18 protein-coding genes, 1 tRNA gene and 1 pseudogene are annotated in these 24,335 nt (G+C 35.8%); 5 read left to right on the top strand and 15 right to left on the bottom strand.

Annotated elements, in window-relative coordinates:
- The first annotated feature begins 319 nt into the window (after positions 1-319).
- Both DHU68_RS07215 and DHU68_RS07220 read left to right on the top strand, forming a co-directional pair.
- Positions 320-1,909, top strand: a complete 1,590-nt coding sequence (locus DHU68_RS07215; RefSeq protein ID WP_108822308.1) for an ABC-F family ATP-binding cassette domain-containing protein — start codon at positions 320-322, stop codon at positions 1,907-1,909.
- A 16-nt stretch (positions 1,910-1,925) separates the two neighbouring features.
- Entirely contained in the window at positions 1,926-3,176 is a 1,251-nt protein-coding gene (locus tag DHU68_RS07220; RefSeq protein ID WP_108822309.1) for a Y-family DNA polymerase, read from the top strand.
- Between the two features lie 95 nt (positions 3,177-3,271).
- Here DHU68_RS07220 and DHU68_RS07225 read toward each other — a convergent pair whose 3' ends face one another.
- The 7 genes from DHU68_RS07225 to DHU68_RS07255 all read right to left on the bottom strand — a co-directional run bounded on the left by DHU68_RS07225 (position 3,272) and on the right by DHU68_RS07255 (position 10,119).
- On the bottom strand, positions 3,272-4,489 hold the full coding sequence (locus DHU68_RS07225) for a site-specific integrase (protein WP_108822310.1): 1,218 nt from the start codon (positions 4,487-4,489) through the stop codon (positions 3,272-3,274).
- Between the two features lie 294 nt (positions 4,490-4,783).
- A tRNA-Arg gene (locus DHU68_RS07230) sits at positions 4,784-4,857 on the bottom strand.
- A gap of 132 nt (positions 4,858-4,989) precedes the next feature.
- A complete protein-coding gene (locus tag DHU68_RS07235; protein ID WP_108822311.1) occupies positions 4,990-5,679 on the bottom strand; it encodes a Crp/Fnr family transcriptional regulator in 690 nt (229 codons plus the stop codon).
- 31 nt (positions 5,680-5,710) lie between these two features.
- A complete protein-coding gene (locus tag DHU68_RS07240; protein WP_108822312.1) occupies positions 5,711-6,391 on the bottom strand; it encodes a Crp/Fnr family transcriptional regulator in 681 nt (226 codons plus the stop codon).
- Positions 6,392-6,499: 108 nt separating this feature from the next.
- Positions 6,500-7,033 carry a biotin/lipoyl-containing protein gene (locus DHU68_RS07245; protein WP_108822313.1) on the bottom strand — a complete coding sequence of 178 codons (534 nt, stop codon included), beginning with the start codon at positions 7,031-7,033 and terminating at the stop codon, positions 6,500-6,502.
- A gap of 14 nt (positions 7,034-7,047) precedes the next feature.
- Positions 7,048-8,559 (bottom strand): acetyl-CoA carboxylase biotin carboxylase subunit, encoded by a 1,512-nt coding sequence (gene accC, locus DHU68_RS07250; RefSeq protein ID WP_108822547.1) that lies wholly within the window; start codon positions 8,557-8,559, stop codon positions 7,048-7,050.
- 15 nt (positions 8,560-8,574) lie between these two features.
- Complete coding sequence (locus DHU68_RS07255) at positions 8,575-10,119, bottom strand: acyl-CoA carboxylase subunit beta (RefSeq protein ID WP_108822314.1); 1,545 nt, start codon at positions 10,117-10,119, stop codon at positions 8,575-8,577.
- Positions 10,120-10,427: 308 nt separating this feature from the next.
- Here DHU68_RS07255 and hcp point away from each other — a divergent pair, with 308 nt between their 5' ends.
- Both hcp and ric read left to right on the top strand, forming a co-directional pair.
- On the top strand, positions 10,428-12,077 hold the full coding sequence (gene hcp, locus DHU68_RS07260) for a hydroxylamine reductase (protein ID WP_108822315.1): 1,650 nt from the start codon (positions 10,428-10,430) through the stop codon (positions 12,075-12,077).
- A 13-nt stretch (positions 12,078-12,090) separates the two neighbouring features.
- A complete protein-coding gene (ric, locus tag DHU68_RS07265; protein WP_108822316.1) occupies positions 12,091-12,822 on the top strand; it encodes an iron-sulfur cluster repair di-iron protein in 732 nt (243 codons plus the stop codon).
- Positions 12,823-12,877: 55 nt separating this feature from the next.
- On the opposite strand, the gene DHU68_RS07270 is transcribed toward ric, so the two are convergent.
- Genes DHU68_RS07270 through nrfH form a run of 7 tightly spaced genes read right to left on the bottom strand, consistent with a single transcriptional unit; the run spans position 12,878 to position 20,548 of the window.
- A complete protein-coding gene (locus DHU68_RS07270) occupies positions 12,878-14,428 on the bottom strand; it encodes a PepSY domain-containing protein (protein ID WP_108822317.1) in 1,551 nt (516 codons plus the stop codon).
- A 20-nt stretch (positions 14,429-14,448) separates the two neighbouring features.
- Positions 14,449-15,012: a pyridoxamine 5'-phosphate oxidase family protein gene (locus DHU68_RS07275; RefSeq protein ID WP_108822318.1), complete on the bottom strand. Its 564-nt coding sequence runs from the start codon at positions 15,010-15,012 to the stop codon at positions 14,449-14,451.
- Between the two features lie 11 nt (positions 15,013-15,023).
- Positions 15,024-15,806 carry a cytochrome c biogenesis protein CcsA gene (gene ccsA / locus DHU68_RS07280; protein WP_108822319.1) on the bottom strand — a complete coding sequence of 261 codons (783 nt, stop codon included), beginning with the start codon at positions 15,804-15,806 and terminating at the stop codon, positions 15,024-15,026.
- 2 nt (positions 15,807-15,808) lie between these two features.
- A complete protein-coding gene (locus tag DHU68_RS07285; protein WP_255412470.1) occupies positions 15,809-17,104 on the bottom strand; it encodes a cytochrome c biogenesis protein ResB in 1,296 nt (431 codons plus the stop codon).
- Positions 17,105-17,110: 6 nt separating this feature from the next.
- The gene (locus DHU68_RS07290) at positions 17,111-18,394 is read right to left on the bottom strand and encodes a hypothetical protein (protein WP_108822321.1); all 1,284 of its coding nucleotides are present in this window, start codon (positions 18,392-18,394) and stop codon (positions 17,111-17,113) included.
- 55 nt (positions 18,395-18,449) lie between these two features.
- Positions 18,450-19,949: an ammonia-forming cytochrome c nitrite reductase gene (nrfA, locus tag DHU68_RS07295; RefSeq protein ID WP_108822322.1), complete on the bottom strand. Its 1,500-nt coding sequence runs from the start codon at positions 19,947-19,949 to the stop codon at positions 18,450-18,452.
- A gap of 14 nt (positions 19,950-19,963) precedes the next feature.
- Positions 19,964-20,548, bottom strand: a complete 585-nt coding sequence (nrfH, locus tag DHU68_RS07300; protein WP_108822548.1) for a cytochrome c nitrite reductase small subunit — start codon at positions 20,546-20,548, stop codon at positions 19,964-19,966.
- A 291-nt stretch (positions 20,549-20,839) separates the two neighbouring features.
- Between nrfH and DHU68_RS07305 the strand changes: the two genes are divergently transcribed.
- Positions 20,840-21,994 (top strand): OmpA family protein, encoded by a 1,155-nt coding sequence (locus DHU68_RS07305; RefSeq protein WP_108822549.1) that lies wholly within the window; start codon positions 20,840-20,842, stop codon positions 21,992-21,994.
- A 582-nt stretch (positions 21,995-22,576) separates the two neighbouring features.
- On the opposite strand, the pseudogene DHU68_RS07310 reads toward DHU68_RS07305, so the two are convergent.
- A pseudogene (locus tag DHU68_RS07310) lies at positions 22,577-24,112 on the bottom strand (beta-L-arabinofuranosidase domain-containing protein); the annotation flags it as partial.
- Positions 24,113-24,335: the final 223 nt, after the last annotated feature.

A 24,335-nucleotide genomic window follows, 5' to 3' on the forward strand; every position in this document is an offset into this window, starting at 1 on the left:
GGAAGGAAGTGAAATAAAATATTAAATTCATCAAGAAAAGAATAAAAGCAAAATAAAATACTATCTTTGCTCTCAGTATTCACCTAACACCGTAATAATGTACAGATAAGAGACCTCACTACAACTATTGGGTTTCATTTTAATAAGCAATTATTAAAGTATCGATATCTTTCTTTCAGATATTGTTCTGTTACATTTTCAAAAATCTAAAACATAATTGTAGGAGTAGCGCTGTGCATTGTTGAGGGCAATGTTAGTTACTACTGTTATATGAATGAAACTCTGAAAGATTATTGTTTTCACCATAAGAGTTTCAGCTATGAGTATAATCAACATACAAAATTTTAGCTATCAGCATCCTGATAGAACAGAATTGTTTAACAATATTAACCTGCAAATTAATCAAGGTCAAAAGGCAGCCTTGGTTGGTAAGAATGGTACAGGCAAGACAACCTTGCTTCAAGCAATCAGTAACCACCAATCATTCGCTCCAATTCAAGTTTCCGAAAGTGTCTATACAGTGCCTCAGCATACCGAAAAGTATGATAATCAGACAATAGCCGACATCTTACAAGTTTCAGCAAAGTTGCAAGCACTTCAAGCCATACTCAAAGGCGATAGTAATCCGGAGTATTTTGATGTCTTAAACGATGACTGGGAAGTAGAAACGAATACCTCCATTGCTTTGGAGTATTGGGGACTGGTGGATGTTCCGTTAGATACACCTTTGCGTCAATTAAGTGGAGGAGAAAAAGTAAAAGTCTTTTTAGCAGGTATCCATTTAAATAAACCTCGGTTAGTTATTATGGACGAGCCAACCAATCATCTGGACTACTCCTCACGTGATAAATTGTATGATTGGATTCAGGAAACAACAGTAACTTTGCTTATTGTGAGCCACGATAGGCACTTGTTAAACTTGTTGACTGACATTTATGAGCTATCTAGAGAAGAAATTAAATATTATAAAGGTAACTACGATAGTTACGTTGAGCAAAAAGAAATAGAAAAACAAGCCCTAATCCGTCAGCTGGAAAGCAGGCAGCAAGAGATCAAAAAAGCAGAAAAAGTAAAACAACAAGTAGTAGAACGTCGTCAACGTCAGGAGTCCAGAAGTGAAGCACACGCTGCTAAAAAATCTCTTCCTCGTATTGTAGCAGGCAATCGCAAGAGAGATGCTGAACGTACTAGTGGAAAGCTTGCCGATAAGCATGAAATAAAATTAACAAATCTGAATGAATCGTTGGAAGAACTTCAACAAAAGGTAGATAGCTCTAAGAATTTAAAGTTGAAACTGAAAAGTTCGGACTTGCATATAGGTAAGATACTCGCAGAAGCTAAGAATATTAACTATGCTTATGATGAACAAAAACTATGGGTTGAAGATTTAAATTTTATGATTTATAGTGGAGATCGGTTGTTGATCAAAGGAAAAAACGGATCGGGTAAGACTACACTAATCAAACTGCTAACCAAACAAATAATACCCACTACTGGTGTCCTGAAAATAGCAGATTTTGAATACTTGTATCTTGATCAGAATTATTCACTCATAGATAATAATAAAACGGTTTACGAACAGGCACAAAGCTACAATATTGATATGCCCGAACATGAAGTAAAAATGAATCTAGCTCGTTCCCAGTTCACACCAGATTCATGGGACAAAATATGTAATATGTTAAGTGGAGGTGAAAGGATGAAACTATCTCTCTGTTCTTTGATTATTTCTAATAAAATACCTGATATGCTGATATTAGATGAACCTACAAATAATTTAGATATTGATAGTATGCAGGTTCTGACATCTACTATCAGGCAATATACAGGAAGTCTACTTGTTGTTTCACATGATAAATATTTTATTAAAGAGTTACAATTAGATAAGGAAATAGATTTAAATTTGTAAGAAGTGAATTTGTACAATGTACGCCCTGATAGACTGTAATAATTTCTATGTTTCGTGCGAGCGGGTTTTCAATCCTTCGATGAGCAACCGTCCCGTTATTGTATTGAGCAATAACGATGGTTGCGTTATATCCCGAAGCAATGAAGCCAAAGCTTTGGGTATTAAAATGGGAGTGCCATTTTTTCAGATACAGGATGCGATAAGGAAATACAATATAGCAGTCTATTCTACCAACTTTACCCTTTATGGTGATATGTCGGAAAGAGTAATGTCTACTTTGTCAGAACAAGTTCCTGATATGGAAATCTATTCTGTTGATGAAGCTTTCCTTCATCTGGACGGTATAAACGATTTGAATGAGTATTGCAAACAAATTGTCCATAAGACAAGAAAATCCACAGGTATTCCTGTCTCTATCGGAGTTGCTCCGACTAAAACACTGGCAAAAATAGCCAATCACTTTGCGAAAAAATATAAAGGCTATAAAGATGTTTGTTTAATTGATACAGAAAATAAACGCATCAAAGCACTTCAGCAAACACCTATAGGTGAAGTCTGGGGTATCGGGCGACGTTCTCAAAAGAAATTGTCTTATTACGGAGTTCATACGGCTTTTGATTTTACCCAGAAAAGTCGATCATGGGTACGCAGTAAGATGACCGTTGTAGGAGAAAGAACCTGGCTCGAATTGCAAGGGATTTCTTGCATAGAGAAAGACGATCTATCGGATGATAAAAAGCAGATTTGTACTTCCCGTAGCTTCGGGCAACCAATAAAGGATTATGATACGTTAATAAGTGCAGTAGCTGAACTGGCAGCACATTGTGCATCAAAGCTCCGTAAGCAAAAATCAGTAACAAAAGCTATTTATGTTTTTGTACAAACCAGTCGCTTTGCCGAGGACAGTTATATGCCATCCAAGATGATTCCTCTATCATTTTACACAGCAGATACCGCAGAGATAATCGGTCATTGTCGTAGAGCTTTGGATTTAGTTTTCCTCCCTGATGTTCCCTATAAACGTGCAGGAGTTATTCTGATGGATATTTTCAATGATAATTATATACAACGTGATATGTTTGATCCGGTAGATCGGGATAAGCAACAACGTTTATCTAAAGTCATGGATACTATTACTAAAAAGAATGGACGGGAAAGCATCAAACTGGCTATTCAAGGGACAGGGTATCGCGATTATATCCGTCAGGAACATTTGTCAAAATGCTACACAACGAATTTGAATGACATTATTCAAATAAAGGTATAACTTATAATAAGGAACAATGGCGATTATTTATTTATCGATCGCCATTGTTTGATAAAAGCTTTCCTAATTCAGAAATCATCTCTTCTGATTTTACCTTATTGACTTTGTCGTCTGTTCATTTTCTGAGCCAGCATATCCATATCCTGACTAATCTTTCGGTCTGTAATTTTCGCATATATCTGTGTTGTTCGGATGCTGGTATGACCAAGCATTTTAGAAACACTTTCTATCGGAACTCCGTTCGATAAAGCGATTGAAGTGGCAAACGAGTGCCTAGCAACGTGGCAGGTGACCGTCTTTGTAATGCCACATATTGTTGCAATTTCCTTCAAATATTCATTCATCTTTTGATTCGATACAACAGGCAGGCATTTGCCGTTTTTCTGCTTCCCTTTGTATTTCTCTAATATGGCTTTAGGAATATCCAACAAGCGGATGTTTGAATTCACATTGGTTTTTTGCCGCTTGGTCATTATCCACAGATTTCCATCAAAAGCTTCTTTAATATCTTCATCTGTCAGATTAGCCATGTCGATATAACTGAGTCCTGTGAAGCAGCTGAAAATAAAAATATCTCTAACCTGCTCCAATCTTCCGCTAATGAACTCTTTATGGTATATCATATGAATTTCTTCTTCTGTCAGAACCTCTCTGTCAACAGATTCGAAATGTACCCGAAAACTTTGAAAAGGATCAGCCATAGCTTCACCCATGTTTTTAGCGAAATAAACAATTTTCCGCAAACGTTGCATGGTCTTCATCGATGAATTATTCTCGCAATTACATTCTTTTCGCAAATACAAATAAAAATTCTCTAATACAACGGGAGTTAAATCACGCAAAGGAATATCCGATAGATTGTATTTCAATTTTAGAAAGTCCTGTACTCGTTGTTTCATTAACTGATAGCGAACAAAAGTGGTACGGGTGGTATTGATGCCGATTCTATTTGCATATTGCTCGTTATGCAAATCAATAAATTCGATTAAAGTTTTTGCTCCTTTTTCAAGTCCTAAAACCTGATTACGAATTTTCTCAGGAATGACGTAGCCATATTCTTCCAATTGCTTATCATAGGATTTAAGAATCGCTACTCTTAGTTTATCCAGAGAAGCATTGCTGTCCATTACCTCTTTAGAGCGTCCAATGGCTTTACCCACTCTTGAATCCCAATTGGTAGGATGAATATTGACCTTGCTGTTAAATTGGACAGATTTTCCATTTACGGTAACTTTTACCATAATAGGGGCTGTGCCATCTCTTCTAGGTTGATTCTTTCTTAGATAGAAAAGTGTTCGGAATGTTGATTTCATAATCTTCAATTTTTTAATTACAAATTTTTGTTTTTTTGTTTTGAAGAATACGAGACAACTCTGTGACAAGATGCAGTAAATGAGCGTTTTTAGTCTAAAACAACTACTGAATTTGTGAAAAATCAAAGTAGTAGTCAAACAGTAGTAAATTATGACTTTTAGTAGTCCTTTTTTCGACTTAAACTTGTCATAAGTTTTGAGGTCATACAATGAAAAAAGCCTTCTAAAACATTAGTTTAGAAGACTTTGTCTTTTTATTGGCTTTGAACTGTCTGTTAAGTTCTGACCTAAAAGTGATCCGACTAGGATTCGAACCTAGGACCCTCAGCTTAGAAGGCTGATGCTCTATCCAGCTGAGCTACCGGACCTCACTTTTGCTTAATTGCGAGTGCAAAGATAATGAATTTTATAAAAAGAAAAAGCTTTTAATGTAAAATTTTAGAACAAAGAAAGGTTCAACTATGCATTAACACTCATTACAAAGTAATTATAAAGAAATATCATATATATTTTCTTAGTTGAGCGGCATCTAAGATATAGACGATTTTCCCTTTTATAGATATTACATTTTCTTTTATCATCTTATTTATCTCTTTTGTCAACGCAGGACGTGTAACACAAAGATAGCCGGCCAACTGAACTTGATTATGTTCTATCTCCACGATGTCACTATCACATGATTTTTGTTCGAAAAGATATGCAATAAAACGACTTCTTACAGTCTTATGAGACAATGCTCTTAAACGTAAGACTGTGCATTTATTACAATTACCAGATACAGATAAAAAACTCTTCAATAGTTCCGGATTCTCACTGATTAGTTTAAAAACTGAGTCTTTCGTAGCCATCATCAATACACCATCTTCTAGAACCGTAAAAGTAGCAGGAAGAGTTGTATCTTTCTTAAACAAATGAGGTGTAGCAAAAGCGCGAGGAGCTACAATATATTCAATAAAAACATCATTTCCTAAAGCATCAATAATATTTACATCTAGCTTTCCTTCAAGTAAAACAAACAGATGCCTACACTCTGAATCCTGCCTGGCAACAACCTCTCCTTTTCGTATACTGAAAAGAGTATAATCTAGTTTATCTAGTAAAGTTTGTTTTATATTTAAAGACAAATCTTTAAATAAAGGTATCTGAAATAATAGTTTTTCGTGATGTTCTGTCAATACAATTTGCTCCATAATTTATATTTGAACTCTCCTTTACAAAGAGTTATTCTTGACCTAAAAGTTTATTTCTATTCAATATAGTTATAGATTTACCTTTCACCAAAATCAATCCTTCTTCTTCCAATTCGGATAATGAACGGCTAAGAGCTGGCCTAGCTATGGCAAATTTATCGGCTAGTTCTTGCTTTGTTAATGTTAAAGTTATTGTTCTATTGCCACCAATTCTATCCGACTGTTGTAATATATATTCGGACAATTTACCTTTGATCGTTTTCAAGGATAAAGAATGAATTTTTGTACTTAAAAAACGATTAATATCTGATACAATCTGTATAAAATTATACAATAATATTTCATTCTGAAGCATCGCTTTCAAAAAGACATTTTTATTCATAAAAAGGACAAACACATTATTGTCTGGTATAACGTTTACGGGAAATACATTATTTGAAGCAAATAGCATAGCCGGTGCAACAACTCTCCCCTCTCCTATTTTGTCAATCTGAATATACTTCCCTGAATCGGAAACCATTCGGGCAATTAACTCTCCCTCAAGAACAATCATAAGATAATTTACTTTGTCTCCGGCAAGAGCAAATACATCATTCTTGGTATAGCTTTCTATTCTATACTCGTTTTTGTCCAGAAAAGAGAATATTTCGTCATAAGATATACCCTTAAACAAATCTGAATGTGATAAAATATCTATATGATTATCTTTCATAACCTAACAAAGATACAAAGGTTATAAAAATAACTTTAATAAATAGATATTTTAAATTTGTTAATTACTTAATCTATTATATTATAACAGTTAATCTAAATTACACTTTCACTCTATCACCATTATCTTATCCTGAAGACTAACCTTTTCATTATCTCCAACAAAGATTTCTTTTACAATCCCATCAGATGTTGCTTTAATCTCATTTTCCATTTTCATTGCAACCAATACACAGAGAGGATCCCCTATTTTAACCTCATCCCCTTCTTTAACATATACCTTCAATATTACACCAGGCATAGGAGATGTTATTATTTGCACTCCTGCATGAACCGATTTTTCATGTTGAGCTCTAGTTCTTTCTAATTCGTTTACAAGGTCTACACGATATAAGTCCCCTCTGTTAATCACTTCATAAGAAGCGTTTTCTACTCGTGTTAATTGAACGCCATTAGATCGATTATTAATAATCACAGAATAAATAGAATCTCCTCCTACATTATAGTCGACTTCATATTCAACACCATCTACAAGCACTCTCTTTATAGGACCATCTTCAATGATTTCAACCTTAAATTCTTTATCAGGAAAGTCATCTACCTGAGCATAATATGTTGCTAAAACTTTTTTTACTTCTTCCATTTCGAGATCTTGATTTAGTAATTATTGACTGTCATTTTCAGTTTACCATAATGTTTCCATAACGATTCCCCAACAACAGGAAGCGTTGTTGCTCTAGCTGCAGCTTCTTTCTCCAATTCGTAATGACGTAACGATGCTGTAATAATTGCAATAGTAGGGTCACTACTCCGTCTTTTCTTCAGATCTTCTTTATCGAAGCGAGTGTCTATAAAGGTTGTATCATAGTCTCCTTCTTCAAAAGCTTCGTTCATCAGTACGCGTTGATGAAAAGGGATAGTCGTCTTTATACCAAGCATTTTGTATTCACGCAATGCACGACGCATAGTTGCAATAGCAGATTGTCGTGTACGCCCCCAAGAACATAATTTAGCAATCATCGAGTCATAATGTAAAGACACTTCAAAACCTGCATAAACTGAGCTATCAAGACGTATATTTCGACCTTCAGGAACTTCTCTCACTTTTATAATACCGGGAGAAGGCATAAAATTATTTACAGGATCTTCTGCATATATCCGGCACTCTATAGCTGCCCCATGAAACATAATATCAGATTGCTTATATGGTAAGACACCACCTCCTGCTACAAGGATCATATCTTTTACAATATCAACCCCCGTACATAACTCGGTCACGGGATGTTCTACCTGTAAGCGAGTATTCATTTCCAGAAAATAGAAATTCTGATCTTTATCAACCATAAACTCTAAAGTTCCGGCACTATAATACCCTATATTCTTAGCCGCTTTGACTGCTAAATCCAACATTTTCTCGCGGACTTCAGACTTCAAAAACGGAGAAGGACATTCTTCAATAAGTTTTTGATTCCTTCTTTGAATTGAACATTCTCTTTCTCCAAGATGAACCACATTCCCGTACCGATCTCCTAATATCTGAACCTCTATATGATGAGGTTTATCAATATACTTTTCGATATAAACAGCATCATTCCCAAAAGCGTTTGCCGCTTCGGATTTAGACATACGGATAGCAGCTTCCAGCTCCTCAGCAGAATGTACTAACCGCATCCCTTTACCTCCTCCACCAGCCAAGGCCTTGAGCATAATAGGGTAACCGATTTCTTCGGCGACTCCCCTAGCCTCTTCGATAGAGGATATAGGAGATTCTATTCCGGGAACAATGGGCAAACCTGCTCCTTTCATCACCTTTCTGGCCTCTGTTTTTATTCCCATACGTTCGATTATATCGGCACTAGGTCCGATAAATATCACACCTTCTTTTTCACATTGACGGGCAAAATCTGCATTCTCTGACAAGAAACCATATCCAGGGTGTATTGCTGCTCCTGTCTTCTTCGCTATTTCTAAGATAACATCAGGTTTCAAATATGATGTATCATCGGGAGAGTCTGAAATACAATAAGCTTCTTCTGCATAACGAACATGCAAAGCTCCTCTGTCGGCATGTGTATAAATAGCGACAGTTCCTAATTCCATTACCCGACATGTACGGAAGATACGCAAAGCGATTTCTCCTCTATTGGCTACTAATATTTTCTTTATCATCATGTCGCTAGATTTTTAAAGTGGAAGATTAGAATGTTTCTTAGGCGGATTGGATTGGCGTTTGTTAGCCAACATCTCAAAACTACGTATCAAACGGATACGAGTTACGGATGGATCTATAACTTCATCCATATAACCCAATTCTGCAGCTCTATAAGGATTTGCAAATTTATCTCTGTATTCGTCTTGCAATTCCTTACGTCTTATCTCAGAATCTTCAGCCTGATCAATTTCTTTTTTGAATAGTATATTTACAGCTCCATCCGGTCCCATCACCGCTATTTCAGCTGTAGGATAAGCAAAGTTTATATCCCCTCTGATATGCTTAGAACTCATCACACAATAAGCACCTCCATACGATTTTCGTACAACGATTGTCACCTTAGGAACCGTAGCTTCACAATAAGCATAAAGTAATTTAGCCCCATGTCGTATAATCCCGTCATGTTCCTGATCCACTCCTGGTAAGAATCCTGGTACATCTACCAATGTTAGTAAAGGAATATTGAAAGCATCACAAAAGCGAACAAAGCGAGCCGCTTTAACAGAAGCATTGATATCCAGTGTTCCGGCAAGTACAGCCGGCTGGTTTGCAACAACACCTATTGTTTTTCCATTCAGACACATAAACCCAATGACTATATTAGCTGCAAATTCTTCCTGTATTTCGTAGAATCGATAGTCATCTGCAATTTCCTTAATCATTTTCTTTATATCATATGGCTGATTAGGATTTGTAGGAATAAGATCAACTAAATCAGTTGTCAAACGCGTTGGAGAATCCATCGTTGGCACAAATGGAGGTTCTTCCATATTATTGCCGGGAAGATAAGTTATCAGTTCACGTATACGATTTATACAATCAATATCGTTATCTGCGGCAAAATGAGCTACTCCAGACTTTGTCATATGAATATCTGTTCCACCAAGGTCTTCTTTAGTCACCTCTTCTTGTGTTACACTTTTCACCACGTCGGGACCAGTAATAAACATATAACTGCTTTTCTTCACCATAAAGATAAAGTCAGTCAGAGCAGGTGAATATACAGAGCCTCCTGCACAAGGTCCCATGATTGCGCTAATCTGAGGGACAACGCCCGAAGCCATAGAATTCTTCAGAAAAATATCGGCATAGCCACCTAAAGATCTTACCCCTTCTTGAATACGAGCTCCCCCCGAATCATTTAAGCCGATAATAGGTGCCCCCATTTTCATGGCCATATCCATTACTTTACATATTTTCTGAGAATAGGTTTCGGAAAGAGATCCACCAAACACTGTAAAGTCTTGGGCAAAAACAAAAACCAATCGTTCTCCGATCATTCCATAACCTGTAACAACCCCATCTCCCAATATTTTAGATTTCTCCATCCCGAAATCGGTAGTGCGATGTGTAACAAATTTATCTAGCTCTATAAAAGATCCTTTTTCAAGAAGGAGTTCAATACGTTCGCGAGCAGTCAACTTCCCCATCTGATGTTGCTTCTCTATTCGCTTTACTCCTCCCCCTAATTCAGCCTCATGATTTAGGTCTTCTAGTTTTTTAAGAAGTTCTTTCATTGTGTAATATATTAAAGGTTAGACCAATCCTACATCAGTAAAAAACAAACAGGATTGCTTTTAAATTTGGTATTATCTCAAGTATAACCACTAATAATAAATCTATTATTAGTGTCAATTTTCGGTTCTCTATTATGATATTGTAACAGCTATTCTCTATAAAGATATTAAAAAAAGTCTGCAACTATGCGTATTTACTATTTTTTTGGTTAAATCTTCCCAGTGTCACAAATGTGACGAATTATAAAATTCCACATTCTTTACTTTGTAATACAATACAAAGAATACTAATTAAAGAATAAATAGATATGGAAAAAATGTTTTGTTATCAATGCCAAGAAACAGCCAAAGGTGAAGGTTGTATACTTAAAGGGGTATGCGGTAAAGATTTTATCACATCAAATTCGATGGATTTGCTGATCTATTCGGTACAAGGAATTTCTGTACTTACGACTAAGATAAGAGAAAGAAAATCGGTCTATAATTTAGATGCTATCAACACATTTGTTCGCGATGCCTTATTTTGCACCATTACAAATGCTAATTTTGACGACTCTTCTATTAAAGAAAGAATTACCGAAAGCCTTAAAATCAGAAAAGATCTGATAGACTTCTGCACATCTAATAATATCTCTTTCCCTCAAGTTTCTCAGATTACATGGAATGGAGAAGAAAAAGACTATGATAAAATAGCTACAACTGTAGGAATACTAAGCGAAGAGAATGAAGATGTACGTTCATTAACTCAACTTACAATATATGGTCTGAAAGGAATGGCTGCTTATGCTGAACATGCTGCACGATTAGGCTATAAGGATGAAGATATTGATCAATTTATGCAACGAGCAATGCACGATATAACATTGGGTACACTATCCATAAATGAACTTATCGCATTGGTACTAGAGACTGGTTCTGTAGGTGTTAAAACTATGGCTTTATTGGATAAAGCAAATACCGAAAGTTATGGTAATCCTGAATTGACTGAGGTAAATATCGGTGTTAGAAATAATCCGGCTATCCTCATCAGCGGGCACGATCTTAAAGATATGGAAGAGCTTCTGGCTCAAACCGAAGGTACAGGGGTGGATGTATATACTCATAGTGAAATGCTTCCGGCTAATTACTATCCTAAGTTCAAAAAATATAAACATTTTGTTGGTAACTATGGAAATGCTTGGTGGCAACAGAGAGAAGAATTTTCCAGCTTCAACGGACCTATTTTATTTACAACAAACTGTATCGTACCTCCATTAAACAATGCCAGCTATAAGGATAAGGTATTTACAACAAATTCGACTGGTTATCCCGGATTTAAATACATTAATGAGGATGCAAATGGCAAAAAAGATTTTTCGGAAATCATCAAATTAGCTAAAAAATGTCCTGCACCAACTCAGATAGAAGAAGGAAATATTGTCGGAGGTTTTGCTCACCATCAAGTTCTTCAATTAGCAGACAAGGTTGTTGATGCTGTTAAAAGTGGAGCTATCAAGAAATTTGTTGTGATGGCGGGTTGCGATGGGCGTGTGAAAGGCAGAAGCTATTATACCGAATTTGCAGAAATGTTGCCTAACGATACTGTTATTCTTACTGCCGGATGTGCAAAATATAGATATAACAAACTACCTCTTGGCGATATAGGCGGTATCCCTCGCGTGTTAGATGCCGGTCAGTGTAACGATAGCTACTCGTTAGCCGTTATTGCTATGAAACTACAGGAGGTCTTTGGCTTGCAAGATATAAATGAACTCCCTATAGTGTACAACATTGCATGGTATGAACAAAAAGCTGTCATAGTCCTTCTGGCTCTACTCAGTTTAGGAGTTAAAAATATTCATTTAGGACCATCTTTACCTGCTTTTATCTCACCTAATGTACTTAAGGTATTGGTCGAAAACTTTGGTATTGGAGGTATTTCTGAAGTAGAAGAAGATATGAAGGCTTGGATTGCTTAATAGAAAGAATAAAATGGAAAATTTAAAAGATAAAACTGTTGGTGAAATTGTAGCCCTTAATATAGGCTATGCAAAAGTATTTCAAAATTACGGAATTGACTTTTGCTGTGGAGGTGATATTTTGTTAGCAGATGCCGTAAGTAAAATAGATGTATCGCTAGATGATGTATTAAATGAGATTGAGATGACTCCTCATTATAATATTCCACAAGCTCTGAACTTCAATGCTTGGTCGCTAGACTTACTTATTGATTATATAGTTAAATTTCATCATAACTATATTAGAACTGAAGGTCCTAAAATTTACACCTTACTAGAAAAAGTTTGTAAAGCACATGGAGACACAGATAAACATTTGTACGAAGTTTTAGAGTTATTCAAAGAGTCACTTATAGATCTGCATAACCATTTGGACAAAGAAGAAAATGTTTTATTCCCTTTTGTTTATGAGGTAATGAATGCTCTTAGCAAAGGTAAAGAAGCTCCCGAATTTCATTGTGGAAGTGTTGTAAACCCTATACGAGTAATGATGCAAGAACACGAAGATGAAGGTATTAGATTCAGAAAAATCTCAGCACTAACAAATTCCTATAAAGCTCCTGAATATGCATGTAATTCATATAGGTTAGTATTGGAAGAGTTGAAGAATTTTGAAGAAAATCTTCATATTCATATTCACAGTGAAAATAATATTCTTTTTCCTAAAGCGATAAAAATAGAAGATAGCCTGATAAGATTCAACTAAAAACTAAAAAGGAAAGAGCTCGTAATTTAAATTACGAGCTCTTTTTGCTTTTATACTATTTCGTTTTTCTTCTCCGATGTCTTTTCCAATAAATTATATATCCTGACACAAATACGAGTAATGACATAATTCCGGATAATAAGATGAAATAACTTTCACCCATTACACCATTTACAATGAAAGTATAAATTCTGCCTACATGTGCTTCGAGGCTTACATGCCAAAGAGACATTTTTGCATCTTTTACCTCATCCGGCATTGGAGCAAAAGATTCAGGTTTACCGACAGATAAAGCTCCGACAGAATAACTGAATATTATTTCTTTATTAGAAAAATCTTTCGAATATCCACTTACATCCACGCCACCAATAACACCTCTCTGTGGCTCAACAATATTTTGAAGCATTTTTTGCTCACCTGAAAACAGAGGTCGCATTTGAGAAATATCTACAGACATTCCGCTTTGTTTCTCCCAATAATACAATCCACTAAACGAGCCTACAACCCAAAGATTTGGTGCTATTTCTTCCATCACATTCACGCCCATCACACTCACACGAGGAGCTTTTCGTATAATCTCTGGTTGTTCCGATAAGCTTTTCATTTTAAAGAAGCCATTCGAAGTATACATAAACCATTCGTCCGAGTAACGGTCATATCTGATATTTCTCAGTTTCTCGAACCAAGGATTATCCGTATCGTGCATAGTGCCCGGTATTGGTTTCATTTTATCTTTTATAATAAAAATCATTGCCGGAGGTCTAAGAAATGTGCCGGAAACAATAACAATGATTGAGAATAGCAGAAACCATGCACCTAGCTTATTATGCCATTTAAGATTACTTTTAAAGAACTGCGAATATTTTTGCTTCTTGTCCTTTTCTCTTACTTTCTTTATTATTTTAGGGAAAAACAAAAGAATTATACCTGTTATCGAAAGTATTATAAATACAACTCCAATAAAGTCCACAAAAAGTTTACCTATAAGACCAAACATCTCGCCACTATGTAATGTCCAAAACGCTCTGAACATAGATACTTCTTTCTGATAACCTTCTGGTGCTTTCAGTTCTATTTCCTCAAAAGATGTATATGGATATGTTGATATATGTGCATGAGATCGGGAAATGACGACAATAGAATCTCCTTTGAAGCTGATATCAGCTAATCTTTCTTCACCTACATCTAACAAATCAGTTTTAAGATTCCACTTCTGTTGACTTTCATCAAACTGATAAAGGTCGAATGTGGTTATAGCAAAGATCTCATTACGTCCAGTTTTAATTATATTTATTGTGTTTCTATTATCAGCTCCTTCATGCATTCCTTTTATATACGGAGTAAATTCAGTATGCAGTGAATCAGTAAGCCAAATACCACTCCCACCATAAAGAAGAATAGAGTCTGGTGCTATTTTTAAACTCCCCTTTACCGCCGAATTATTCCAGTTCTTATATTCATAAGTATCTGGCAAAATCGAACGAGAAATATCAAGTCCAGCTATAGCATGCCTGTGATTAAGAAAAATTCCGGATAAAGAAAATACAATCATAAATAAGGCTATAAGTACCCCCAGCCATTTATGAATTTTAATAAAAGTCTTCATTTACTAGTTTTAGTTCTATATTATTCAATTCTGCCCCACTTCATTTCTTCTCCCGAAGAATCAAACTTTTTACGTTTTGAGGTTATTTCTTCAATATCGATACGATATATATTTGTTTTAGGCAGCCCTTCCTTTACAGCCAGATCGAAATAGGGCATTTTGGAAGGTGTATACTTTTCGCACAGCAAACGAAGGGCGTTGATAGATTCTGTTTCTTCTTTTACCAAATATATTTTACCCAATATCATCGCTGATTCATATTCCGTAGTAAAGACCTTACTAGAAAGAGTGGAAGCTTTAGATTCATTTGTTAAAAAACTCTGTAATTCTTCTTCTGAGAATAAATCTGGCACATCCACTGTCCCTACAAATGTTACCCAAACCGATTGACCATTAGAAAGAGAATCTGCTTTTTTGCCTCCTTTAGCGGAATGGAAGTAGAGAAACTTATCATCTCTTACAAGAGACAAAGGAATTCCGTATGGCTGACCATCCATGTCAATGATTGACAATACGCCAAAAGGAGATTTATCAATCAAACCAATTGCAAATTCCTGATTCATTTCTCTATCTTTCCGCCTCATACCACTTCTTATTATGAATAAACATGTATACTACTTTGAGCTGCCGGAAGATAATTTACGCCTATCCAAGTAATCATCAACATGATAAATGCTACCGGCAACATCCACAATGTAAATTTAGGATGCTTATTTTGTAATCGCATATGGATATATATCAGATAAGCTGCACATGTGATAAATGCCCAAGTTTCTTTTGGATCCCATGACCAATAATGTCCCCAAGCTTCTTTAGCCCACAAAGCACCCATCAATAACCCCAGCATCAGGAAACCAAAGCCAACATATACAATGTTATCCATAAAGTTATACAACTGCTCATCGGCCTTATTCTTATTTAATTTCACCAACTGTACTATTGAAGCAATAGTTGCAGCACCTAGCATTGAATAAGATAAGATATAAACAGTCACATGCGGTACAAACCAATAACTCTGCAATGCAGGCATTAAATTTGTTGAATGTATCTCAGGTTTAACGATATTGATGATAACAAATACAATGGCCACTAAGGAAGAAAAGCCCAGTATCCAATTGTATTTCCAATGCTTATAAGTAATATAACCAATCAGAGCCAAAAAGAATGAGTACCATAAACGAGTTTCTCCCATTGTACGCAATGGCGGACGTTCCTGACCTATCCATAATCCGACAATAAAAGCCCCAAAAATTACAATACCTAATATGGTAAGTACATCTACAATCAGATGTTTTTTTGTCTTAAATGCAAGTATTCCAGCCAGAAGCCAACATATAATAGATGGTATTGCAAACCACAAATATTCGTTCCAAGTCATAATTATTCTTTTTTCCTATTTCTGTTACCAAGCCACAACATACATATAGAGCCCATAGCAATCATAAATATACCAACATAAACAGCATATAACCATGGGTCATAAACTAATTCGAAACCACTCATACGTGACGCTTTACCCAAAGCATGATCATAATCATATTGATAAATCATCCAATCTCCCATTCTCAAGGGACTATTAACTTCCAGTGTTGTACGAATAGGGTCTTTTCCATCCTTTGTCATAACAGTGACATCAGAAGCGAAACGTTTAGCTTCGGGTTTTGTCATAACTAACGAATAGGTAGAATCTAGATCGAGAGGCATTACAAATTGGTCTACACTTCCACAAGTCAACCAACCCGAAACGGTTTGCTTTGTTTCTATATTAGTCACCTTCACTCTTGCAGCAGGCATCGATCCCGCCATTGGAATAGCCTGAAAGCTGGTATCTGTTTGACGAACTGCTTCGTGAATATATTCTTGCAATTCTAATTCCCAACCCGCAAGAATTTCTTTACGATTTTTCTCATCGATTTGATAGTATGCTGGTTTATTTTCAGGTTGTACATCTCCTGAAAATTTATTCACAACCGCGAGTTTTGGCTCATATTCTTCCATTACAAAATCATGTAATTGTATTGCAATATCCAGTTCCAAAACATTTTCGTGATTGTCGTATACACGCCATTCCACATTTCCTTCTTCTACATACATCACATACCTTAACATGTCTGCTGAACCAAATCCTGCCGCGAAAAGGAATAGCCATAAACCAAAATGATTTAAGTAGAAACCATAATCTCTCCACTTGAAACGGTGTAGCCTTTTTGCTATAACAAGACCTAGTACAAGCAGGTTGAAAATATAAACAAAGACAAAAGGCCATGATGTAGTCACTTGTTTCAATCCCAGCTTGGTTATTGCATAATCTACGATCTCGTAAAAAGATGCGTGATCCATATGAATATGAAGATCTGTGTTTACCCTCGCAAATTGTGGTATTAATCCCATAAAGATGGTAAGGATAAAAAGCCCTCCAATAAGGGTCACCGATAGAGGTACACTAGAAAGCCAATTGACAATAGGATTATCTTTGACAAAAGACAACACTGCTATCAATACGATCAGACATGCTCCTATTATAAGATTGACTGGGAAATGCAGCAGATAAAAATCAAAACTGCCTAACGTTAGTTGGAGAAGAGTGCTTACAAGCAAAATTCCCAAAAGAAAGGCTATACTCTCCTTGTATAGCCATGGGAATTGCCACATATTCCTTTTATTATTAGTATCCACTAGTAATTATCTTTTTGTTGAAAATAAGTTTGGAGTAATATTTATAGATACCCAACCCCAATCTTGCCATCTTTTATGATTGCCACCTTTTACGGCATCCATTGTTTTTGTTCCGAACATAACTGAATATCCAGCCATAAGTTTCACATCCGGCATTATAGACCAGTTTATTTGGAAATCTAGCTCAGAGCCTAAACCTTTATCTAATTTAGCATTTTCTATTTCGAGTTCTTTAGCTGTCATGAAATAGTGATAGTTCAGAGACATATCTACCTTTGGAGAAGTCTTATAATAAAGTCCTAATTGATTGTCCCATAAACCAGGGTTGAATCCGGAAACAAAAGAAGATGCATAGAAATAATCCATTGTACCATAAAATTTATGGTGAGTACCATACAGAGGATCAAATGCTTTATATTTTCCTTCACTCGAGTTAGATCCGCTCAGATAATCACTCCCTACTCCAACAGCCCATTGATTGCTTAAATTAGCTTTAGCAAACACATTAGCCATATAAGCTGAAACTGATCTATCAAATTCATTCTTACCTGTCTGGTAATATACAGCACCACTCAAGTCCAAGATATCTTTTTTATATGTTAGATATGTTCCAAATGTTTGCATATATGCATCTTTCGGTTTTTCTGGTATACCTATTTCCCTTCCTAAGTTCATCACTAACAGAGATATTCCGAATGGACGTTTGTTGTTTCCATAATGGTACCATAATGTTTGCATATTCTTGTATGGCTGTGCCCCTGCTGCATAATAATTTCCTCCATGAACTTTTTCATCATTCTGATTGAAGGCTAAAGATAAATGTAATGTATTTACATCATTAGCATACCCCAGTTTCAACAAGTCATGATAGCGACCTGCCACATTCCAATCCAAACCTCCTAAAATACGCTCGTCATCATAACTTAATACCTGACGACCTATTTGAGCAAAGAAACCTTCATTAAAATTAATCTTAGCCCATGCTTCATTTAGTATAAAATCACTTTTCTTGTTGATTTGCGGTTGTTGTCCCCAAACACCGACATGTTGTCCGGCTAGTTTAAATTCTAAATTAGAACGTTTGTAGTCCATCGTTAAACGTGTGCGGTTGTTGATAAAGGTTGCTGCTTTATCACCCTCCTCTCTTGGAGTTAAAGAACCGTTTCTATATTCACCTCTTGCTCTTATTTGAGCCGAAATTGAGAAATCTCCATCTTTGAAATCTTGTGCTGATAGAATTAATGGGGTTAAAAATAACCCCATTAATATGATATTTTTTATTATTTTCATTTTGCTAGTTTTTAGTAAAAAATAAGGAGTCGATATTGATATAGACTGCACTATATTACTTTTCTGCTACTAATCGTCCTTTTTGTTTAGCTTCTTCCAACCATTTAGGGACAACTGTTTTTATCCAATTTTCTTTCTTCTCTTTTTCTTTCTTTATATCCAATCCTATATATTCCTGAGCTTTTTCTTTAGTTGAGATATCAGGCATAGGAACTTCTGTTACACCATGAGCATATAATACTTTTTGAACTTCTAACTGAGCTTTGTATGCTCTATCTAAGCTATGAGCCAAGATGCGTTGAATTTCTACCGGAGCATGGAAAGATCCTCCATGAGTAGCTACTGCAAAATCCCAGCGCCATTGAGCTTGACGAAGCAATTGAAGAGTATTCTTCATTTCTTCATCAGAAGCACCACTATCCCATGCTTTTTTTGCCATAACATGAGCTTTAGGAAGCTCTACTTCGATGCGGTTACGTATTTCATTTGCTTTATCTTGAATATCGTAAACATATTTCAGTAGGTTTTCTTCACTGTCTCTATGACATACCTGACAAGTATTTGCTACATTTTTTAGAGGACTCATAATTTGGTGATCAGAATATTTGATCCCGCCTTCCGACTTGTATGGCATATGACAATCGGCACAAGAAATATCTCTTTGCGCGTGTGTACCTAATAAGAAAACCTCATAGTCTGGATGCTGAGCCTTCAACATTGGAGCTTTACTCAATCCATGTGTCCAGTCTGTAAATTGTACACTATCATAATAATTTTCCATATCTTCTACTGTCATACCATCTTTCCAAGGGAAAGTAACAACCTTACTGTCTCCTTTGAAATAATATTCAACATGACATTGAGCACAAACCAAAGAACGCATTTCCTGAGGTGTTGCATCTTCGATACGTTTGCCTCTAGCTTCGAAAGCTTCTATCAGTGCAGGTTGAGATATCTGTAAGTTCATAGTTTCACTGTTGTGACAAGTAGCACAACCCACTGGATTTACTATCTCACTTCCCAAATCGCCCCATTTGTTTGAATAAAATTCATCTATACCATGTTCATGCATATAGCGTGGCACATCCGGACTCTTACAAACCCAACAGGCTGCAGGCTGAGGACCATCTCCTTCATTTTCAGGAGTTCCTGTACGTAGTGTATTCCTGTTATCTTCCAAAGCATACATATGACCACGAGGCGCATTATAGTCTTTAGAGAAAGCATATCCAGCCCATAGAATAACCATAGCAGGACGATCTTCCAAAGCATCTTGCATTTCGTTTCCGTTATATTTACTACGAAAATCCATGTCCTGGGTTTTTCTCCATGTATCATACTCTCGTCTAAAATTATTCTTATAATTTTCACTTCGAGCATCACCTAACTCAATTTTGTCAATTCTATTTGCAACAATAGTAGCAATTTCAGCTCTTCTCTCCGTTATCGATGCGGCTAATAGGCCCAGTAAAAAAACGATAACCATAGAAGCTAAAAATATACCCCAACCAATTATAGGTTTCTTTCTAATTGCTTCAGCTAATTTCTTTAACATAACTCTTCAATATTTTAGTTGTTTTTCTTCATTTTATCTTTTAACCAAGCTGGTACCGGAGACTCCGGAAGTGGAGCATATGCATTAGGTGCTCCTGATATATTACTCACTTTTGTATGAGGTACTTCCTGATGACAATCCCAACATGCTTTACCTTTACCTTCCTTTACCTCGCAGTAAGAGACCATTCCTGTTTCCACAACAGCTGTATTGAGATGCTCATGGCAACGAATACAATTATTCATTATAACTTCATAACTGGCATCTCTGGGTCTGATTGCCTGAGGCTCTCCTTTTACTGTAAATACTGCAGCATGATACAATCCATCCATCGCTTTAAATGCATATCCTTCCACAATACTCGTTTGAGGAACATGACAGTCGTTACAGGTTGCCCATTGTGCATGGGAACTGTGTTGCCACGAAGCATAGTAAGGAGTCATGATATGGCAGTTAATACAAGCTTCAGGACTGTCGGATAGATAAGAATGTACCCTTGACATATATGCAGCATATACACCAAGTCCCACCAATATTCCTCCTACCAAAAATAAAGGGAATACAAATTGATGTGGAATAATTCTTAAAAATTTCTTCATATTATTAGCTAATAAATTAAATGCTTCTACTCTCAATAATATTGAGTTTGGTCATTAATATACAAATTTAAGGTTAAAGAATCTGAAAAGGTGTAATAAATATTACATCCAATTTGATTATTTAGTTAAAATAAAAGATATGACAAATTTTGTTCAGTATAAAAAAGTTAAGTGTATCTTCGCACCAGAAACATTATATAAAATAAACAGATGTGTGAACAATGTTGTTCATTTATCTGTTTTAACAGATGAAAACTAACAATAAAACGACAAACTTAATTTATGAACAAAATGAAAAAAACAATTTTAGGCCTTGCTGCGATTGCTTTAGTTTCTACTTCAACATTCGCTCAAGAAAAAGCTTTTACTCCGACTAAATTTACTGACAATTGGTTCATCCAACTACAGGCAGGTGCATCATATACATTTAGTGAAAACCATAGAGATGCTTCATTTGGCGATCTTGTATCTCCTCACGCAGCTTTATCTATTGGTAAATATTTTACTCCTGCAATCGGTGGACGTTTGCAACTTAGTGGATGGGAATCTAAGAACTATTATCAAGATTATAGTTTACTACCAGGAAAAGGAACTTTTAAGGTAAAATACCTGCAAACAAATGTTGACGGATTATTCAACTTTACTAATTTCTTTATGCCTTACGAACCAGAAAGACTATTTACACTGACAGGAATAGCCGGACTAGGTTACTTACATGGATTTAAAGACACTAAAAATGGTCTGACAACAACAAACATGATTGTTCCTCGTGTAGGACTACAAGCTGATTTCCGTCTAAGCGACATGGCCAGTATCAACCTTGAAGTTGTTGGAAACCTTTTACGTGATGACTTTAATGGTCGTAGAGAAGGAAAAAGCTATGATGGAACTTTGAATGCTCTTCTAGGAGTGACATTCCAATTATCTAAAGGAGGTTTCAAAACTGTAGATGCTTTAGACCCGTCTCAAATAGATGCACTAAACAAACAAATTAATGATCACAAAGCAGCTCTAGACAGAAAAGAAGCTGAAATTAACAAATTGAGACAAGATTTGGCTAACAAACCAGAGCCTGAAGTTATCATTCAAGAAACTAAGGTTGAACAAAAAGCTGAAGAAGTAATGAATGCTGTTGTAGTGTTCCGTATTGGTAGCGCTAAACTAGAGCAAAATCAAGATATCAACATTTACAATGCAGCTCGTTTCCTTATCGACAACCCTAATGTAAATGTTATTGTAACAGGTTATGCTGATAACACTACAGGAAGTGCAACCGTTAATCAAAGAATTTCTGAGCAACGTGCAGAGGCTGTAGCTAAAGTATTAATCGACAAATACAATATTTCTCCAAATCGTATTACTACTAAAGCTGCTGGCGATACTATACAATTATTCCCAACTCCTCAATGGAATCGTGTAGTTGTATTTACTGCTGTTAGCAAATAAGACAATAATATATAAATAAAAAGGGTCGCTAAATTTAGCGACCCTTTTTATTTTCAAAAATACCCCTAATTATTTTACAACAGGAAATTGAGATATTCTCAACGTTGTACATCCATAAGGAATTAAAGTTATTTCCTCAACCGGTTCTACTCCCGATCCACTTACAGAGAAAGGCATTGGTCCTGCCATTTCATTATAAAGGCTCCAAGTTGGAATTTCCTTCGCTTTAACCTTCAATTCAATAGGCGCATTTTCGATATTCCAAGGATAAGAAGACTTCATTTTACCTTCATCAATCACTACAGAGAAATTGTCATTAGCCTTGTTCTTATCAAAATTAACTATACCATAGTTCCATTTAGTAGTAGGATGAACTTCCCAATAAACCTCTCCAAATCTCTTTCTTTCGGCTCCGTCAAATTCTTTTTTCTGCCAATCTTCGCCAATCTTCAAAGCATATACAAGAGGACCTCGCTCTACTGTCATTGACTTTTCATGCCAGCTATCATCTACCTTTATCTCCATTGGCATTTCCAGTTCTACATAATCTCCGCTCTTCCATTCCCGATTGATTATTTCTACTTTATTTCCATCTGCGGTTTTATACTCAGTTCCGTTTATTTTTATTACAGCAGCCTTTGTCCAGCTCGGAATTCTCAGATGAAGAGGAAAATAAGCATACTTAGTCTTTTTATCTACTATATTTACTGTAAACTTAACTTTATTGTCCATCGGATAATATGTATCCTCCTTTATCTTTACTTCAGTACCATTAGCTACTTTTGCTGTCACTTCTGACGGAGAATAAACCAAAGCGGCAAGACCACCGTCCGGAGTTGCGTACCATAAATTTTGAGTAAACTTAGGCCAACCTTGATGCATATTTGAAAAACAACAAGGGAATCCGCTCAATGTTCCATATATATTATCAGTCTGTCCATGATGTGAGTCTTCATAAAAGTTACGGGAATGACGAGAAATCATTACTTGATTTGCTTGCTGAAAATACTGCTTATACATAAAATCATCAGTAACCTGAGTAGGCAAAGCATTGAAAGCAATTTTTTCAAGATGATCGACATAAGACATATCTCCCGTTATAGCCGCAATATTTTCTAAAGAATACATTAATTCGACAACAGAACAAAGTTCTACCCCCTGAGTCGGATTATTACCATGTAACCCCTCATCTGCTCCATACATTCCTTGAGCCTGACCATTAAAATACCTGATATCAGAAAAACCTTTTTTCAAAGCCTCTAAATATTTCGAATCTCCACTTTGTTGATAATAGATTATGGGTTCCTTCAACCCTTGAGCTAAATTCACACAATGTATACTGTTCAAACGACACATATCATTTGTATGTAAAAACATATGTGTAAAATCATGACCTTGCTTATGTAGTAATTCCCCAAGTTCAAGCAAAGAAGGATTTCCTGTTATATTATAAAGCCATTGTACTACCTGAAGATTATCACAAACTCTGTAATTTGACCAAAAAGTCCAATTATCTAAAGGTATTGTTGGTAAAGTCTCTAATTGGTATTTAAAATAACTCTGCATAAATGCCAGAACTCGAATATCACCCGTCGCAGAATAGTATTGCTGTAATATCTTTAAAACCACCATACGAGGCCACCAGTCTGCAGAATTATTTCGTTGTAAACCATCCTCATGAGGATAATCGGTATCAGGACCAAAATAGCCATTACTTTTCTGACTATTCAAAGCCCACTCTATCCAAGGTTGCACTTTGTCTTTTAGTTCTTTATCATCCAAAATATAAGCAAGCGGCAAAAGACCATCAATCCAGTAAGGACCTCTCTCCCACTGATCACCGTCGCCACCTAGCCAACCATTTCGTTCACCCATTACATGCGGATACAAGGAATCCATATGCCCGGTAGCTCCACTCTTCTGGCGCTCCAGCATTTCTAAAAGCCAGCCATCTGCTTTTATTGCCCCTAGAGGCAATTCCATATAAGGCTTACGAACCAGGGGATGCCTATTATTCATGTAATTGATATTATCCACACTTTGCGCTTTTGTTACCAATATGCAAGAACTGCAAAAAAGTAAACTAAAAACAAAAGTTACAAGTTTCTTGTTTTTCATAAAAAAGATGAATTTGTATAATATTTTAATTGTGTTTTTCTGATATTCTTTCAAAAATACAATTAATTATGTCTATTCAAAAAATGAATAAACATCTTTTATTGACTCTAATTCATAAAAACGATTAGAAAGCATAAATAATACATTTGTAAGATATCTCCGATTGAGGAAATAAAAAAATAAGTATATTTGGAGAAATAATATTAACTCAAAAGACTAATAA

The organism is Dysgonomonas sp. Marseille-P4361 (genome assembly GCF_900343125.1).
Classification (GTDB): Bacteria; Bacteroidota; Bacteroidia; order Bacteroidales; family Dysgonomonadaceae; genus Dysgonomonas.

Excerpts from the sequence above, each read along its gene's own strand:
- DHU68_RS07270 (WP_108822317.1), bottom strand. The coding sequence starts at position 14,428 with ATGAAGACTTTTATTAAAATTCATAAATGGCTGGGGGTACTTATAGCC.
- DHU68_RS07215 (WP_108822308.1), top strand. The coding sequence starts at position 320 with ATGAGTATAATCAACATACAAAATTTTAGCTATCAGCATCCTGATAGA.
- accC (WP_108822547.1), bottom strand. The coding sequence starts at position 8,559 with ATGATAAAGAAAATATTAGTAGCCAATAGAGGAGAAATCGCTTTGCGT.
- nrfA (WP_108822322.1), bottom strand. The coding sequence starts at position 19,949 with ATGTTAAAGAAATTAGCTGAAGCAATTAGAAAGAAACCTATAATTGGT.
- DHU68_RS07255 (WP_108822314.1), bottom strand. The coding sequence starts at position 10,119 with ATGAAAGAACTTCTTAAAAAACTAGAAGACCTAAATCATGAGGCTGAA.
- ric (WP_108822316.1), top strand. The coding sequence starts at position 12,091 with ATGGAAAATTTAAAAGATAAAACTGTTGGTGAAATTGTAGCCCTTAAT.
- hcp (WP_108822315.1), top strand. The coding sequence starts at position 10,428 with ATGGAAAAAATGTTTTGTTATCAATGCCAAGAAACAGCCAAAGGTGAA.
- DHU68_RS07290 (WP_108822321.1), bottom strand. The coding sequence starts at position 18,394 with ATGAAAATAATAAAAAATATCATATTAATGGGGTTATTTTTAACCCCA.
- DHU68_RS07220 (WP_108822309.1), top strand. The coding sequence starts at position 1,926 with ATGTACGCCCTGATAGACTGTAATAATTTCTATGTTTCGTGCGAGCGG.
- DHU68_RS07240 (WP_108822312.1), bottom strand. The coding sequence starts at position 6,391 with ATGAAAGATAATCATATAGATATTTTATCACATTCAGATTTGTTTAAG.
- DHU68_RS07305 (WP_108822549.1), top strand. The coding sequence starts at position 20,840 with ATGAAAAAAACAATTTTAGGCCTTGCTGCGATTGCTTTAGTTTCTACT.
- DHU68_RS07225 (WP_108822310.1), bottom strand. The coding sequence starts at position 4,489 with ATGAAATCAACATTCCGAACACTTTTCTATCTAAGAAAGAATCAACCT.
- ccsA (WP_108822319.1), bottom strand. The coding sequence starts at position 15,806 with ATGACTTGGAACGAATATTTGTGGTTTGCAATACCATCTATTATATGT.
- DHU68_RS07245 (WP_108822313.1), bottom strand. The coding sequence starts at position 7,033 with ATGGAAGAAGTAAAAAAAGTTTTAGCAACATATTATGCTCAGGTAGAT.
- DHU68_RS07275 (WP_108822318.1), bottom strand. The coding sequence starts at position 15,012 with ATGAGGCGGAAAGATAGAGAAATGAATCAGGAATTTGCAATTGGTTTG.
- nrfH (WP_108822548.1), bottom strand. The coding sequence starts at position 20,548 with ATGAAGAAATTTTTAAGAATTATTCCACATCAATTTGTATTCCCTTTA.
- DHU68_RS07235 (WP_108822311.1), bottom strand. The coding sequence starts at position 5,679 with ATGGAGCAAATTGTATTGACAGAACATCACGAAAAACTATTATTTCAG.